We start from the raw sequence: 14,487 nt of genomic DNA on the forward strand, positions 1-14,487 counted from the left end.
GGTTTTCCTTGTCAGCCAGATCAGAAGTTCACGCCGAAGCTCAACGCGAGAAAGTCGCGGTCTTCGAGAACGTTGTAATCGCCGCCAAAAAAGTCGGTGTAGCTGAGGCTGGCGGTGTAGGTGTTGCGGTAATCGGCATCGACACCGAGGCTGACGGCCTTGGCGCCTTCGTTGAACAGGCCGTTGGGGCCATAGCCGGCCACGTCATGGGACCAGGACACGTTGGGCTTGAAGTTCACCCCGCCGATCACGTTGGAATAATCGAGAATCGCCCGGGCGCGATAACCCCAGGACGTTGAGGTGACGAAGCCATCGGTGTCGCCATTGAACCCGTACTGGCCGTAGACCGAATCGCGGCCGTAACGCAGCTTGTCCTTCGATTCCAAACCGCCGACGTGCACCACCGCCGCCTCGCCGACCAGGGTCAGGCGATCGGCGCCCAGTACCTGATCGAAGAAGTGCGTCAGGGTGCTCTGGACCTGGGTGATTTCCTTGCGGCGGTAGCCGGTGTTGTCCGCCCCGGCCGAGGTCGCGATGGGTGAAGCCGCGCCACCGGCAATCGGGTTAAGCAGCGCCAGGGTCAGGTCGTTGGTATTGACCTGCACCGGTGCGTTGGGGCGGTAGCTGACTTCGCCGGTCCACGCGGTACCGGTGGGCAACGTCGTGGAGAAACTGGCGCCGTACAGGCGAATGTCCTCGGGGTACTCGAGGTAGTACTGACCGCGTCCCAGCATCACGCTTTGCGCCAGGCCCGCACCGCTGCCGGGGGCAAGTCCTTCGGCAATCGGGATCATACCCCCTGGCCCCAGGTTCCCAAGCACGGCCAGCGTAGAGGCGTCTGCCGTGGTGGTGCCGACGGTAGGTGTACGGCTGTGATAGTTCATGAAGTACAGGCCGTACTCGGTGTCATCACCGAGCCAGCGCAACGCCGTGCCCCACTGGCCGGAATCACGGGCGTCACGGTCGCCGCTGCGAGCAATGACAACGCCTTCGTCATTCACCTCAATGCCCTGGCCAAAGGCCTGAGTCAATGGCACGAACGGCGCAATCGCCGGGCTGCCCACGGTGTAGCCACTGGTGCAACCATCGGCCACCACGTCATTGCCGAAGAACGTACCGCAGTTATCAACAACCGTCTGGTCCCACTCCAGTTGGTAGAACCCTTCGATGGTCAGCTTGTCAGTCAAACCCTGGGAGGCGAACAGCATGTTCACCGGGATCAGGCCTTCCTTGATCTCCGCACCGGGGCGACGGAACGCGGACACGTCCACCGGGTTGATGCTGTTGATGGAGTTGCCGATGAAGGTACTTTCCCCCCAACTGACCACCTGCTTACCGGCGCGCACAGTGCCCGGCAAATCGGCGATGGAATAGTTGTGATAGACGAAGGCATCGAGAATCTGCGCCCCCGAGGACTTGGCGCCTTCCTTGCGATTGCTGTCGCTGATGTCCTTGAACGGACGGCTCTCGTCCTTGAGTTCGAAGTCATACCAGTACTTGCCGCGCACGAACACGCCGGTATCGCCGTACTTGAGTTCGAGGTCGTGCAGGCCCTTGAAGATTTTGGAAAAGGTCTCGCCTTTCTTGAAGTTCTGCCGCCCATCGTCACCGGTGGAGGACTGGCCCGTACCGCCGTTGACCGTGCCGATCAGGTCCTTGTCCGCGTCGCGCATGCCCCAGCTCGCGCCCACGGACAGCGACGAATCGAACTGACCCTCGATCTCGCCAATGTTGAATGAAACGGCCTGCGCCTGGGCACAGCAACCCAAGGCCACCGCAACGGCCAGCGCCTGCGGCTTGAAGATGGCGCGCATTGTTATTGTTGTCATGCGTCTTCCCCGGTGAGTGACAGAAGCTTCACCCTACTGCCGCACGCCATGGGCGATAAGCGCACCAAGGAGGTATTCGCGCTGTACCTAAAAAGGATTACAGCCCATGCGGCCCGGGCCTTTGCGCCGTGCATGGATGGACTGGATGATGGGCCATCAGCGCCGCGCATACTCATGCCCAGCCTTCGACTGTTACGCGCCCTGCAACGGTGCATGTCCGGATCCGGGCTGTTTCCCGCAAGGCCCGATGCCTATGCTGACCGGGCTTTCAGGGCAACGGGCCTGCAAGCACAAGCCTCATGGCATCCCTCATGCCTGGCACACCGTCTTCGGATGGATTGGCGTATCGGTCCATCATCCCGTGTTTACCGACGTTGGTTTGTAGCTCCTTTGCAACGTCACGCTTAGGCCGCTGCTTTTTGCAGCGGCCTTTTTTATGCGGACAAAAACAGTGCGCCTGGCATTCGGGGATGAGCAGTTGGGGGAATCGACGCAACCTGAACGAGACTTCGACCGCATTGAAATCGTCGACCTCGTCACTGATTCCCAAGGGCACTTCCGCCCGGCGAGATATGACGGTGTGATGGGTATCGAGACCGTCGAGTCCCGGCGGCCCTGGCGAAAGTATTGTCCATGAGCACGGTTGCCGCGGCTGACGGCAACCGACCCGGGCAGTGAGGTCTAGATGGCGTGGCGTTGCAGGTTCGCCATCATTTCTTTCAAGGCTTCCAGATTGTCGTTCGGGTGTACCGCGTTCTCGAAGTCGCAGATCTGCTGCCAATGGGCGGCGACGTCTTCGGGTGAAAAGCCTTTGCGCGGATCAAAGCCCGCCCCCAGGCTGCGCTCCCAGCGCACCTTGCCCATCCAGCCGCCGCCCACTTCGAACAGGCCGGAGGTTTCCTGGCAATTCTCACTGGCCAGGTACACCACCAGCGGGCTGACGAGTTCGGGCTTGAGTTGTTCGAACACCTGCGGCGGGATCAGGCCTTCGGTCATGCGCGTGCCGCCGGTGGGGGCGATGGCATTGACCAGGATGTTGTTCTTGCGGCCTTCGATAGCCAGGGTCCGAGTCAAACCATAGAGGCCGAGCTTGGCCATGCCGTAGTTGGATTGGCCGAAGTTGCCGTAGATGCCCGAGGTGGAAGCCGTGAAAATCACCCGCCCGTAGTTTTGCTCACGCAAGTGCGGCCACGCGGCCCGGGTGACCTTGTAGGCGCCCTCGACGTGGACGCGGTAGACCAGGTCCCAATCGGCGTCGTCCATTTTGTGGAACGTCTTGTCCCGCAGGATCCCGGCGTTGTTGACCACCACATCGACGCGACCGAACGCGTCGAGGGCGTTTTGTACCAGCTTGTCGCCATCGGTCACCGAGTCGTGGTTGGCCTCGGCGATGCCGCCCGCCTCGCGGATTTCGGCAACCACCCGGTCTGCTGCCGAGGCATTGGCCCCTTCCCCTTGCGCCGAGCCGCCCAGGTCGTTGACCAGCACTTTCGCGCCTTGTTTGGCGAACAGCAACGCATGGGCGCGTCCCAGGCCACCGCCGGCCCCCGTGACGATCACGACTTTATCTTCGAAGCGCACAGACTCACTCATGGCAGAACTCCAGCAGGCGGACAGGACAATGGGCACGAGTGTCCGGCACAAATCTGCCGGTCACAATCAACACGGTTGCAAGTGAATAGTGACCGATAAGGTGAGGGGATGATGCAGGCCCAGGCCACGGCGGCATATTCGATTTTCCTGCTGGCAGAGGCACCGCTATCGCGAGCAGGCTCGCTCCCACAAGGGATTTGCAGTGGAATGCAATCTCGTAAACACCCGAAAAACTGTGGGAGCGGGCTTGCTCGCGAAAGCGGTCTTTCAGTCAGGATAGATGCTGGATGTGCTGACGCCTTCGCGAGCAAGCCCGCTCCCACACAAACCCGCTCCCACAGGTCTGCTGCAATGCCAAGTCGTCAGGAACAGGCCATTTGTCTGTGCGGTGCGGCGATGGCTTCGCGAAACGCCAGGTAATGCTTGAGCACCTGCACGGGTGCCTCGATGTGCGGGTAATGACCGATGTCGGGCAGCAACACCGTGTCAGGGTTTGGGATCAGGGCCTCGTAGCGCGCCACCATGTGTTCACCGGAAATCGGGTCGAGCGCGCCGTCGATCACCCGCAACGGCACGTCGCCGCGCTGCATCGCCTGCACCCAGCGATCACGCTGCACACGGCGTTCGGGAATATAGGCGATGAGCTTGTGCATGATCCTCGGACCGTGATGGGCTTGCACCAGGCTCCAGAAATCATCCAACTCGCTTTCAGTGGGGGTGGTCCTGGGGCCGAAAATCTGCCGAAAGCTGCTGACCAGGCTTTCCCGGGAGAACGCCCGCCCCAACAGCCACCCCAGCGGACTGAGCAAGAGTTTCTGGGCCCAGACCGGGCGGTGGGTTTCCGGGAACAGGCCGCCATTGAGAAAGACACAACTGGCGAGGTGGATGCGCGCTTCGTAATGCCGTGCGAGCAGCTCCTGGGCCACGCTGTCGCCGTAATCGTGGGCCAACACATGCAGCGCGCCCCGCACATTCAGGTGCGCGAGCAAGGCCTGTTGCAGATCGGCTTGCTCCAGCAGGCTGTAGACGTGATCCGTCGGTTTGGCGGAGTCACCGAAACCGAGCATGTCACACGCGATCACCCGGTAGCGTTGCGCCAGCGGTTGCCACAGGTAATGCCAATCCCAGCTGGCGGTGGGAAAACCGTGGATCAGCAGCAGCGGCTCACCCTGCCCGGCCACCCAGTAACGAATGGCATGGCCACGGAACATGAAGATCTGGCTGCGCTGGCGCCAGATACGCAGGGGAATCTGGGCCAGGGCCATCAACTTCTATACCCGGCATCTTGTTGATCGAGCTTGCGCAATAACGCCGGCCAGGCCAACGCGCCGCCCATGCCCTGGGCGCTTTTGGTCACCCCGGCGATCATCGCCCGGGCGCCAGCCAGGATCTGCGGCTCGATGGCAATCAGTTCGGCCCCGCCGCTCTGCGCCAGGACCTGAATGTCACAGGCCCGCTGAAAGGTGAACATCATCAGGAAGGTATCGGCGATGGTCCCGCCGCAGGTCAGCAAGCCATGGTTGTGCAGCATCAGGAAGTTGCTCTCGCCCAGGTCCGCCTGCAAGCGAGCCTTTTCTTCGTGATTCAAGGCCACCCCTTCGTAGGCGTGATAAGCCAGGCTCGACAGCACGAAGAGCGATTGCTGGCTGATCGGCAGCACCCCCTGCTTCTGGGCCGATACCGCCACGCCAGCAGCGGTGTGGGTGTGCAGCACACAGGCCACATCATGGCGCACCTCATGCACCGCGCTGTGGATGGTGTAGCCGGCCGGGTTGATCTCGTAGGGGCTGTCCATCAATTTGTTGCCGGCCTGATCGACCTTGACCAGGCTCGAGGCGGTGATTTCATGGAACATCATCCCGAACGGGTTGATCAGGAAATCCTCGGTACCGGGAACCTTTGCGGAAATATGGGTGAAGATCAGGTCATCCCAACCATGCAGCGCGACAAGCCGATAACAGGCGGCAAGGTCCACTCGGGTTTGCCATTCGGCCGCACTGACCTGATCCTTGATGCTGAGTATCGTTTGGACGGGCGCTACGCTCACGGCTCTGACCTCTGGTTTCTTGTTATATGTCTCGATCGAAACGTCGTACGCAAGAAAATCAGTCTAGTCAGCTCTTTCAGAGGCGGTAGTTGCGTTGGCAGCCAGCTTACTGGCCGAACGAGTCAGCGCACCCGCTTCAAGCGCGCAACGTGTCGATCAACTCAGCGAGCCATGGCTCGGCGTCGGTTTCCGGCGTGACACTTTCGCTGGCATCCAGGCGCAGCATCGGCAGCACCTCGCGTACACCCAATTCGACGAACAGTTCGCACATCTGCTCGCCGCCGGCGCAGAAGGTATCCCCATAACTGGCGTCGCCCAGGCCGATCACCGCGCCAGGCAAACCACGAAAGAACCCCGGCAATTGGTCGCGGATGATCGAATACAACGGCATCAGATTGTCCGGCAACTCACCCATGCCGGTGGTGGAAGTCACTGCCAACACGGCCTCTGGGGCGAATGCCTGCACATCCGCCAGGGTCGCACGCGGGTCGTGCCAGGCGTCGAAACCTGCCTCGCGAAGCAGTTTGGCGGCGTGCCGGGCGACTTCTTCGGCGGTGCCATACACCGAGCCGGAAAGAATGGCGACTTTCATCAATCTGATCCTGAACCTGAAAAAAGAGCCGGGATAGTAACAGTTGCACCTGTCAGGCTGCGAATGGCTCTCAACGGCCCTAATGGCCAGTGGACAGTCTATCGATTTCTTTTAGAATGCTGCTTCTACAAGGATGTTCAAAGGGTTCTCCCCATGATCAACGCTCAACTGATGCAACTGGTCATCAATGCTTCGAACGACGGGATTGTCATCGCCGAAAAAGAAGGTGAAGACAATATCCTGATCTACGTGAACCCGGCCTTCGAACGATTGACCGGTTATCACCGCGACGAAATCCTCTATCAGGATTGCCGGTTCCTGCAATCGGGTGATCGGGACCAGCCCTCGCTGGAGCCGATTCGCAAAGCCTTGCAAGAGGGCGGTACCTGTCGTGAGGTGCTGCGCAATTACCGCAAGGACGGCACGCCGTTCTGGAATGAGTTGTCACTGTCCACGGTAAAAAACCAGGCTGACGGACATACCTATTTCGTGGGTGTGCAAAAAGACGTCACGACCCAGGTCAAGGCTCAACAACGCGTCGCACAGCTGGAAAAGGAGCTGGCCGACGCGCGGGCGACAATTGCTCGGCTCGAAGCGACGAACGGTTCAAACAAAACCACGAATTAATGGTCAGTCACTACAATCACCAGTGAACACGTAAATTATTATTTCGAGCAGATCATGCAGCGCGATGCCCTTCTGACGCAGGATGAACTGGATTTCATCCGAACCATGCAACACAACCCGCAGCTGAACGAGCGGGATGTCACGTCGAGCTTGCTGGTAAACGGTGGGTCGCAGATCCGTGACTTGCTGACACGTCTGGCGGCAAATGAGCAGGTTACGCTGCAAGCCAATTTCGAAAACCAGCAAATGACCTTTCCGCTGCATCTGGTGGAAGACGAATTCCATGCGATGCACCTGCGCTTGGGTGTACCAAGCATCTACGAGGACGGACCGAAGATACGCCCATGGCGTCTGGCGCTCGAAGAGCCGGTGGCGCTGGAAAATATCAAGGGTCAGCCGGGACCGCTGTGGGTCCACGAAGTCTCCTGCAAGGGCGTATTGCTGGAAAACCGCAGTCGGACCAAACCGCCAAAGCAGTTTGCCTTGTGGTTCAGCCCATCAGGCTACGAGAGAATTTCGTTGCGAGGCACCTTCGAACGGGAAACCGATCGCGGCCTGTTTGCCTACCACCTGAGCCAGAATGACCAGGACGAGACGGAGCGCCTGCGCCAGTACATCCTGCAGCAACATCGCCTGACCCATCCTTCCATGCATCTCTAGGTGTCGAGGTTGCCTGCCAGAAATTGACACAGGCGCTGGCGCATCACCGTTCCTTCATTGCCCAGGCAGCCGATTGACGAGCTAGCCAGGCTTTCCTGCGCCAAGTCGGATGCTTCACCGGCCAGCATCACCGGACAGTCCAGGCTCATCGCCAATTTGCCCAGGCGCTTGGGCAAATCCGGGAGCGGCGCATGATTGGAAACCAGCACCAATGCCACCGGCTGGATCTTCTGGCACACCAGGGTCAGCTCGTTGAATGGCAGGCCGATCGACAGCGCCCTGACGCCCACATCCGCCTTGGAGAGGAACAGCGCCGCGACCAGCAACTCCAGCTCACGGCATTGGCCGGCAATGGCACAGACCAGGACACGCGGCACTCCACTTTCGCGCTTGAGCAAAAGCCGCTGGATGATGCGCGAGCGCAGGAACCCATCGAAAAACACCCATTCACTGATTTGCCCGAACTCTGGCTGGCGATACAGCATTTGTCGCCAGAGCGGCATCAGGATGTCCTGGAAGACGATTGGCACGGTATAGGTGGAAAAGACCTGCCCGTAGACGCGATCCAGCTCCACATCGTCAAAGCTGCTAACCGCGTCCGCCACCTGTTGTTGCCAGCGGGCGTGATCGGCCCTGACCAGATCGGATGAGATCAGCGTGGAAACCGGTTGCACCGACTCGGTCTTCGCCAGGATCTTTCCCACTTTGCTGACGGCCACCCCGCGCTCTATCCAAGCCAGAATGCTGCGCACTTTTTCAATATCGCCCAACGAGTACAGGCGATGCCCGCTTTCGGTGCGGGTAGGTTGGATCAAACCGTAGCGCCGCTCCCAGGCACGCAGGGTCACGGGGTTAACGCCGGTCATGCGCGCGACTTCGCGAATGGGAAACAGGTCTTCCCGCTTCAAGGCACCTGATGCCTGGAAAACGAAGCCATCCTCTGTGATTACACTCATTTTGGCAGACAATTCCGGCTGGCAAATTGGATCCTAGTTTACCCCTCCCAGGACATGTCATGACAAGGATAAACGTACTCGATGTGCGGTTTTGTTGTTTTACGCACAATCAGGAATAATCCTTGCCTGTTTTTTGGCGACCAGACGCTACCCACCACCCCGGGGCGTCCCCAGCGAACCTCCTACCCGGAGTGCCGCGCCTGTCTTACGGAGATACATAATGTCTACCTCACCCGTCACTTTGATGGTTGCCCGCCGCGTTGCCAATGGACGTTATCAGGACCTGATCGCCTGGTTGCGCGAAGGCGAACAACTGGCAACCGACTTTCCTGGCTACCTGGGTTCCGGCGTGCTCGCTCCACCGCCCGAGGACGATGAATTCCAGATCATCTTCCGTTTTGCCGACGAGCAGACGCTGCACGCCTGGGAACACTCGGCCTCCCGCACGGCCTGGCTGGGACGGGGCAGCGATCTGTTTGCCCATCCCTCCGAACACCGGGTGCGTGGCATCGATGGCTGGTTCGGCGCAGTCGGTCAGCGTCCGCCACGTTGGAAACAGGCCGTGGCCATCTGGCTGGCGTTTTTTCCCGTCTCGCTGTTGTTCAATTTCCTGTTGGGGCCGCTGCTGAGCGAACTGGGCCTGTTGAGCCGGGTGTTCATCAGCACGCTGATCCTGACGCCACTGATGGTCTATCTGTTTATCCCGATGTCGACCCATCTGCTGGCGAACTGGCTCAACGGCGCGCCACAGCGGACGTTGCCGGCCAAGCCTTTCACACAGAATCGGTGATGCTGCCAGCCTTGGCAGCGGTTTCTGTGGGAGCGAGCCTGCTCGCGATAGCGGTGTGTCAGGCGATATTTGTGTTGGCTGACCCAGCACATCGCGAGCAGGCTCGCTCCCACAGTGGAATACGGCGATATATCCGCTGGATTAGCCATCAATAGGTACACACTACCCGTCGCTGTTATAGTTTTGCTCTTGCCGTGAACCGAGCCGTCCTATGTCCAGCGCCACCGCTCCGATCCTGATCACTGGCGCAGCCCAGCGCGTCGGCCTGCATTGCGCCCGGCGATTGCTGGAAGACGGGCAACCGGTGATCGCGACCTATCGAACCGAACGCCCAGGCGTGCAAACGTTGCGAGACCTGGGCGCGGTCATGCTGTTTGCCGACTTCTCCAGCGAAGCGGGGATCCTGGCCTTTATCGAACAACTCAAGCAGCACACCGACCGGCTGCGGGCCATCGTGCACAACGCCTCGGCCTGGCTGGCCGAGGACCCGGGCAGCGAAGCAGCGGCCTTCAACGCCATGTTCGGCGTGCACATGCTTGCGCCTTACCTGATCAACCTGCACGGCGCCGAGCTGCTGCAGCGTTCAACCCCGGCGGATATCGTGCACATCAGCGATGATGTGACCCGCAAGGGCAGCGCCCGGCATATCGCCTATTGCGCCACCAAGGCTGGCCTGGAAAGCCTGACCCTGTCGTTCGCGGCGAAGTTCGCCCCGGCGATCAAGGTCAACGGCATCGCCCCGGCCCTGCTACTGTTCAACCCCGAAGACGACGCGGCTTACCGCGCCAAGGCCCTGGCCAAGTCCGCGCTGGGCATCGAACCCGGCAGCGAAGTGATCTACCAGAGCCTGCGTTATCTGCTGGACAACCCTTATGTCACCGGCACGACCCTGACCGTCAACGGCGGGCGGCACGTCAAATAGCCTTGTTTCGAGGATGCACCATGACGCTATCCCTGCCCCAGAACTACCGCGAAATCCTTATAGGCCTGGGGGAAAACCCCGAGCGAGAGGGTCTGCTCGATACCCCGGTCCGTGCCGCCAAGGCCATGCAGTACCTCTGCCATGGCTATGAACAAAGCGTCGAGCAGATCGTCAATGGCGCGTTGTTCGCCTCTGACAGCGATGAAATGGTGATCGTCGCCGACATCGAACTCTATTCACTCTGCGAACATCACCTGTTGCCCTTCATCGGCAAGGCCCATGTGGCTTATATTCCTACGGGCAAGGTCCTGGGGCTGTCGAAGATCGCCCGGCTGGTGGACATGTTCGCCCGCCGCCTGCAAATCCAGGAGAACCTGACCCGGCAAATCGCCGACGCGGTGCAGCAGGTCACCCAGGCCGCCGGCGTGGCGGTGGTGATCGAGGCCCAGCACATGTGCATGATGATGCGCGGTGTCGAAAAACAGAACTCGACCATGAACACCTCGGTGATGCTCGGCGCCTTTCGCGACTCCAGCACCACGCGCCAGGAGTTCCTGCAATTGATTCGACGGAGCAATTAAATGCCACAACTTCAGCCAGCCATGGCACGCATCAAGGTCAAGGACCTGCGCCTACGCACCTTCATCGGCATCAACGAGGATGAAATCCTCAACAAGCAGGATGTGTTGATCAACCTGACCATCCTCTACGCCGCCCAGGAAGCGGTGCGCGACAACGACATCGACCACGCGCTGAACTACCGCACCATCACCAAGGCGATCATCGCCCACGTGGAAGGCAACCGCTTCGCCCTGCTCGAACGCCTGACCCAGGAATTGCTCGACCTGGTCATGGCCAACGAATCGGTGCTGTACGCCGAAGTCGAAGTCGACAAACCCCACGCCTTGCGATTTGCCGAGTCGGTGTCGATTACCCTTGCGGCAAGCCGGGCGGCTTCGTAGCCGCTACTGACTTCAAGCGGTAAACTTCAAGCCTGATCAACGCCATCCAATTTGCAGCTTGAAGCTCGCCGCTTGCAGCTGCCCGTCAGGGAACACCATGAACGACCAACAACGCCTCGAACTCGAAGCCGCCGCTTTCCGTCGGCTGGTTGCCCACCTGGACAGCCGCAAGGATGTGCAGAACATCGACCTGATGAACCTCGCCGGCTTCTGCCGCAACTGCCTGTCCAAGTGGTACAAGGCCGCCGCCGATGAACGCCAGGTCGAGGTCAGCCTCGACGACGCCCGCGAAGTGGTCTACGGCATGCCGTACGCCGAGTGGAAAGCCCAATACCAGAAAGAAGCCAGCGCCGAACAACAGGCGGCGTTCGCCAAAGGAAAACCCGATGCCTGATCTCAATACCCTGCGTACCCGCCTCAAGAGTGGCGAACATGCCTTCGCCGACACCCTGGCCTTCATCGCCGCCGGTTACGACTACCAGCCCCAGGCCTTCAACAACGGTGGCGTGGAAAACGCCGCCGGGCAGAACGAAGGCTCGTGCAAGACCCTGGGCCTGGCGCTGCTCGAAGGCTTGAGCGATGAAGAAGCGCTGCGGGCGTTCGGCGAACATTACCGCTCGGTGCTGGCCACGCCCGACGGCAGCGATCACGGCAATATCCGCGCGCTGATGGCCCATGGGTTGGCCGGTGTGACGTTCGAGGCGCAGCCGCTGCAACGGCGCTGATCCACAAATTCTTGCAGCCCTCTTCTGTGGCGAGGGCATTCATCTGTGGGAGCATGGCTTGCCCGCGATGGGCGCGCCGAGGTTTAACAGCCGAACCGCGTTATCGTTCATCGCGGGCAAGCCATGCTCCCACAGGTCTTCCTCCCGCAAATAAATCCTCCCGCTCCACATCCCGACTTTTAAGATTGACCCGGCAACTTTATTTCGTTTGCCGGGCCCCTCTGCTCGCGGCTTAGATAACGGAAATTTCTCCATCGTCCGAGCCGTCATCCATGAGCAGCGAAACCATCAGCCAATCGATCTCCATCGTGCATCCCGTCAGCCTCAGCCACGGCAAGAATGCCGAGGTTTGGGACACCGACGGTAAACGCTACATCGATTTCGTCGGCGGCATCGGTGTGTTGAACCTCGGCCATTGCCATCCGCGCATTGTCGAGGCAATCCGTGAACAGGCCACCCGGCTGACGCACTACGCATTCAATGCCGCGCCCCACGCGCCCTACATTGAATTGATGGAACGCCTGGCGGCGTTTGTCCCGGTGGATTATCCGGTCAGCGGCATGCTCACCAACAGTGGCGCCGAAGCGGCGGAGAACGCCTTGAAGATCGTACGCGGCGCCACGGGCCGTACCGCCGTAATCGCGTTTGATGGCGCCTTTCACGGCCGCACCCTGGCGACCCTCAACCTCAACGGCAAGGTCGCGCCTTACAAGCAGAAAGTCGGCGTACTGCCCGGGCCGGTGTATCACCTGCCGTACCCCAGCAAGGACAACGGCGTCACCGGCGAAGAGGCCTTGAAGGCCATGGAGCGGCTGTTCAGCGTCGAGATCGACGTGAATGACGTGGCCTGTTTCATTGTCGAACCGGTGCAGGGCGAAGCCGGCTTCCTGGCGATGGACGTGCCCTTCGCCCAGGCCCTGCGGCAGTTCTGTGATGACAAGGGCATTGTGCTGATCATCGATGAAATCCAGTCCGGCTTCGGCCGCACCGGCCAGCGCTTTGCCTTCTCGCGACTGGGCATCGAACCGGACCTGATCCTGCTCGGTAAAAGCATCGCCGGCGGCGTGCCCTTGGGCGCGGTGGTGGGACGCAAGGCGCTGCTGGACAACCTGCCCAAGGGCGGCCTCGGCGGCACCTACTCGGGCAACCCCATCGCCTGCGCCGCCGCCCTGGCGACCCTGGATGAAATGACCGACGCCAACCTGCACGCCTGGGGCTCGCAACAGGAAGAGGCGATCGTCAGCCGCTACCAATCCTGGCGCAACCGTGGGCTGACGCCCTACCTGGGCCGCCTGACCGGCGTCGGCGCGATGCGCGGCATCGAGCTGACCCACGCCGACGGCACCCCGGCCTCGGCACAACTGACGCAACTGCTGGCCCTGGCGCGGGAATCGGGCTTGCTGCTGATGCCCAGCGGAAAATCGCGGCACATCATTCGGTTGCTGGCACCGTTGACGACCGAGCCGGCCGTGTTGGAAGAGGGGTTGGATATTCTGGAGGCGTGCCTGGCGAAGCTGGCCTGAAATGCAGTGTTTCTGACCCACAAAACCTTGTGGGAGCGGGCTTGCTCGCGAAAGCGGTGTTCCAGTCGACATCAACGTTGACTGACACACCGCTTTCGCGAGCAAGCCCGCTCCCACAGGGTCCAGCATCCATCCGTTGATCTTGTGACAGGCACAAAAAAACCGGCCGAAGCCGGTTTTTTTGTACCCGCTGAATCAGAACGAAGCGTTCTGCAGGCCATCCAGGTAGCGCTCGGTGTCCAGGGCTGCCATGCAGCCGGCACCGGCCGAGGTGATCGCTTGGCGGTAGACGTGGTCGGCCACGTCGCCGGCCGCGAAGATACCTTCGATACTGGTGGCAGTGGCGTTGCCGTCGCGGCCGCCCTTGACCACCAGGTAGCCGTCCTTGAGTTCCAACTGGCCTTCGAACAGCGAGGTGTTCGGGGTGTGGCCGATGGCGATGAAGACGCCGTCAACCTTGATCTCGTCGAAGCTGCCGTCGTTGTTCTTCAGGCGGGCACCGGTCACGCCCATGTTGTCGCCCAGCACTTCGTCCAGGGTCGCGTTGAGCTTGAGGATGATCTTGCCTTCGGCGACGCGGGCATTGAGCTTGTCGATCAGGATCTTCTCGGCGCGGAACGTCTCGCGACGGTGGATCAGGGTGACCGTGCTGGCGATGTTGGCCAGGTACAGCGCTTCTTCAACGGCGGTGTTACCACCACCGACCACTGCCACAGGCTTGTTGCGGTAGAAGAAACCGTCGCAGGTGGCGCAGGCGGAAACACCTTTGCCCATGAAGGCTTCTTCCGACGGCAGGCCCAGGTAACGAGCGCTGGCGCCGGTAGCGATGATCAGGGCATCGCAGGTGTAGGTCGCGCTGTCGCCGGTCAGGGTGTAGGGCTTGGCGGCGAAATCCACGGCATTGATGTGGTCGAAAACGATCTCGGTCTCGAAACGCTCGGCGTGTTCCTTCATGCGCTCCATCAAGGCCGGGCCGGTCAGGCCGTGGACGTCGCCCGGCCAGTTGTCGACTTCGGTGGTGGTGGTCAATTGACCGCCGGCCTGCATGCCGGTGATCAGCAGCGGCTTGAGGTTGGCACGGGCCGCATAAACCGCAGCGCTGTAACCGGCAGGGCCGGAACCGAGAATAATCACTCGCGAATGACGCACTTCAGACATGACCTGCTCCTGTTGACCGGACCTTGCGGGCCGGAACGCCGGGTGAGCGGCGCGAATAAAAAAGGACCGTTGACGCACTTGGGGAAGGCTTGGGTTCGACAGT

At 60.7% G+C, this 14,487-nt stretch carries 16 protein-coding genes; 9 read left to right on the forward strand and 7 right to left on the reverse strand.

The window, feature by feature from the left end; genetic code table 11:
- Positions 1-20 precede the first annotated feature (20 nt).
- From AD662_RS23645 to AD662_RS23670, 5 genes are all read right to left on the reverse strand, one after another.
- Entirely contained in the window at positions 21-1,829 is a 1,809-nt protein-coding gene (locus tag AD662_RS23645; RefSeq protein WP_033062544.1) for a DUF1302 domain-containing protein, read from the reverse strand.
- A gap of 681 nt (positions 1,830-2,510) precedes the next feature.
- Positions 2,511-3,422 (reverse strand): SDR family oxidoreductase, encoded by a 912-nt coding sequence (locus AD662_RS23655; RefSeq protein WP_014340139.1) that lies wholly within the window; start codon positions 3,420-3,422, stop codon positions 2,511-2,513.
- Positions 3,423-3,784: 362 nt separating this feature from the next.
- Positions 3,785-4,687, reverse strand: coding sequence for an alpha/beta fold hydrolase (locus tag AD662_RS23660; protein WP_053189839.1), 903 nt, complete (start codon positions 4,685-4,687; stop codon positions 3,785-3,787).
- Positions 4,687-5,469 carry a class II aldolase/adducin family protein gene (locus AD662_RS23665; protein ID WP_018604190.1) on the reverse strand — a complete coding sequence of 261 codons (783 nt, stop codon included), beginning with the start codon at positions 5,467-5,469 and terminating at the stop codon, positions 4,687-4,689. Before AD662_RS23665 ends, AD662_RS23660 begins: the two co-directional genes overlap by 1 nt.
- 136 nt (positions 5,470-5,605) lie before the next feature.
- Entirely contained in the window at positions 5,606-6,061 is a 456-nt protein-coding gene (locus AD662_RS23670) for a flavodoxin (protein WP_018604188.1), read from the reverse strand.
- Between the two features lie 153 nt (positions 6,062-6,214).
- Here AD662_RS23670 and AD662_RS23675 point away from each other — a divergent pair, with 153 nt between their 5' ends.
- Positions 6,215-6,688 (forward strand): PAS domain-containing protein, encoded by a 474-nt coding sequence (locus AD662_RS23675; protein ID WP_053181811.1) that lies wholly within the window; start codon positions 6,215-6,217, stop codon positions 6,686-6,688.
- A 54-nt stretch (positions 6,689-6,742) separates the two neighbouring features.
- On the forward strand, positions 6,743-7,348 hold the full coding sequence (locus tag AD662_RS23680) for a hypothetical protein (RefSeq protein WP_018604184.1): 606 nt from the start codon (positions 6,743-6,745) through the stop codon (positions 7,346-7,348).
- On the opposite strand, the gene AD662_RS23685 is transcribed toward AD662_RS23680, so the two are convergent.
- Positions 7,345-8,304, reverse strand: coding sequence for a MerR family transcriptional regulator (locus AD662_RS23685; protein WP_053189840.1), 960 nt, complete (start codon positions 8,302-8,304; stop codon positions 7,345-7,347). The two genes, AD662_RS23680 and AD662_RS23685, sit on opposite strands and share 4 nt — an antisense overlap.
- 220 nt (positions 8,305-8,524) lie before the next feature.
- Here AD662_RS23685 and AD662_RS23690 point away from each other — a divergent pair, with 220 nt between their 5' ends.
- The 7 genes from AD662_RS23690 (at position 8,525) to AD662_RS23725 (ending at position 13,226) form a co-directional block, all read left to right on the forward strand.
- Positions 8,525-9,094, forward strand: coding sequence for an antibiotic biosynthesis monooxygenase (locus AD662_RS23690; RefSeq protein ID WP_018604180.1), 570 nt, complete (start codon positions 8,525-8,527; stop codon positions 9,092-9,094).
- A gap of 211 nt (positions 9,095-9,305) precedes the next feature.
- Positions 9,306-10,016: a dihydromonapterin reductase gene (gene folM / locus AD662_RS23695; RefSeq protein ID WP_053181818.1), complete on the forward strand. Its 711-nt coding sequence runs from the start codon at positions 9,306-9,308 to the stop codon at positions 10,014-10,016.
- Positions 10,017-10,036: 20 nt separating this feature from the next.
- On the forward strand, positions 10,037-10,597 hold the full coding sequence (folE, locus tag AD662_RS23700) for a GTP cyclohydrolase I FolE (RefSeq protein WP_003205453.1): 561 nt from the start codon (positions 10,037-10,039) through the stop codon (positions 10,595-10,597).
- Positions 10,598-10,978 carry a dihydroneopterin triphosphate 2'-epimerase gene (gene folX / locus AD662_RS23705; RefSeq protein WP_014340149.1) on the forward strand — a complete coding sequence of 127 codons (381 nt, stop codon included), beginning with the start codon at positions 10,598-10,600 and terminating at the stop codon, positions 10,976-10,978.
- Between the two features lie 97 nt (positions 10,979-11,075).
- Positions 11,076-11,372: a DUF1244 domain-containing protein gene (locus tag AD662_RS23710; protein ID WP_003205454.1), complete on the forward strand. Its 297-nt coding sequence runs from the start codon at positions 11,076-11,078 to the stop codon at positions 11,370-11,372.
- The gene (locus AD662_RS23715) at positions 11,365-11,703 is read left to right on the forward strand and encodes a HopJ type III effector protein (protein ID WP_053189841.1); all 339 of its coding nucleotides are present in this window, start codon (positions 11,365-11,367) and stop codon (positions 11,701-11,703) included. The genes AD662_RS23710 and AD662_RS23715 overlap by 8 nt, the downstream gene beginning before the upstream one ends.
- Positions 11,704-11,975: 272 nt before the next feature.
- A complete protein-coding gene (locus AD662_RS23725; RefSeq protein ID WP_053189842.1) occupies positions 11,976-13,226 on the forward strand; it encodes a 2-aminoadipate transaminase in 1,251 nt (416 codons plus the stop codon).
- 195 nt (positions 13,227-13,421) lie between these two features.
- Here AD662_RS23725 and trxB read toward each other — a convergent pair whose 3' ends face one another.
- The gene (trxB, locus tag AD662_RS23730; RefSeq protein ID WP_018612600.1) at positions 13,422-14,384 is read right to left on the reverse strand and encodes a thioredoxin-disulfide reductase; all 963 of its coding nucleotides are present in this window, start codon (positions 14,382-14,384) and stop codon (positions 13,422-13,424) included.
- Between the last annotated feature and the right edge of the window lie 103 nt (positions 14,385-14,487).

Origin of the sequence: Pseudomonas kilonensis (assembly GCF_001269885.1) — a bacterium.
Taxonomy (GTDB): Bacteria; Pseudomonadota; Gammaproteobacteria; order Pseudomonadales; family Pseudomonadaceae; genus Aquipseudomonas; species Aquipseudomonas kilonensis.

What these genes read in the sequence shown, in the direction of transcription:
- AD662_RS23645 (WP_033062544.1), bottom strand. Translation starts at nt 1,829, where the DNA reads ATGACAACAATAACAATGCGCGCCATCTTCAAGCCGCAGGCGCTGGCC.
- AD662_RS23655 (WP_014340139.1), bottom strand. Translation starts at nt 3,422, where the DNA reads ATGAGTGAGTCTGTGCGCTTCGAAGATAAAGTCGTGATCGTCACGGGG.
- AD662_RS23660 (WP_053189839.1), bottom strand. Translation starts at nt 4,687, where the DNA reads ATGGCCCTGGCCCAGATTCCCCTGCGTATCTGGCGCCAGCGCAGCCAG.
- AD662_RS23670 (WP_018604188.1), bottom strand. Translation starts at nt 6,061, where the DNA reads ATGAAAGTCGCCATTCTTTCCGGCTCGGTGTATGGCACCGCCGAAGAA.
- AD662_RS23675 (WP_053181811.1), top strand. Translation starts at nt 6,215, where the DNA reads ATGATCAACGCTCAACTGATGCAACTGGTCATCAATGCTTCGAACGAC.
- AD662_RS23680 (WP_018604184.1), top strand. Translation starts at nt 6,743, where the DNA reads ATGCAGCGCGATGCCCTTCTGACGCAGGATGAACTGGATTTCATCCGA.
- AD662_RS23685 (WP_053189840.1), bottom strand. Translation starts at nt 8,304, where the DNA reads ATGAGTGTAATCACAGAGGATGGCTTCGTTTTCCAGGCATCAGGTGCC.
- AD662_RS23690 (WP_018604180.1), top strand. Translation starts at nt 8,525, where the DNA reads ATGTCTACCTCACCCGTCACTTTGATGGTTGCCCGCCGCGTTGCCAAT.
- folM (WP_053181818.1), top strand. Translation starts at nt 9,306, where the DNA reads ATGTCCAGCGCCACCGCTCCGATCCTGATCACTGGCGCAGCCCAGCGC.
- folE (WP_003205453.1), top strand. Translation starts at nt 10,037, where the DNA reads ATGACGCTATCCCTGCCCCAGAACTACCGCGAAATCCTTATAGGCCTG.
- folX (WP_014340149.1), top strand. Translation starts at nt 10,598, where the DNA reads ATGCCACAACTTCAGCCAGCCATGGCACGCATCAAGGTCAAGGACCTG.
- AD662_RS23710 (WP_003205454.1), top strand. Translation starts at nt 11,076, where the DNA reads ATGAACGACCAACAACGCCTCGAACTCGAAGCCGCCGCTTTCCGTCGG.
- AD662_RS23715 (WP_053189841.1), top strand. Translation starts at nt 11,365, where the DNA reads ATGCCTGATCTCAATACCCTGCGTACCCGCCTCAAGAGTGGCGAACAT.
- AD662_RS23725 (WP_053189842.1), top strand. Translation starts at nt 11,976, where the DNA reads ATGAGCAGCGAAACCATCAGCCAATCGATCTCCATCGTGCATCCCGTC.
- trxB (WP_018612600.1), bottom strand. Translation starts at nt 14,384, where the DNA reads ATGTCTGAAGTGCGTCATTCGCGAGTGATTATTCTCGGTTCCGGCCCT.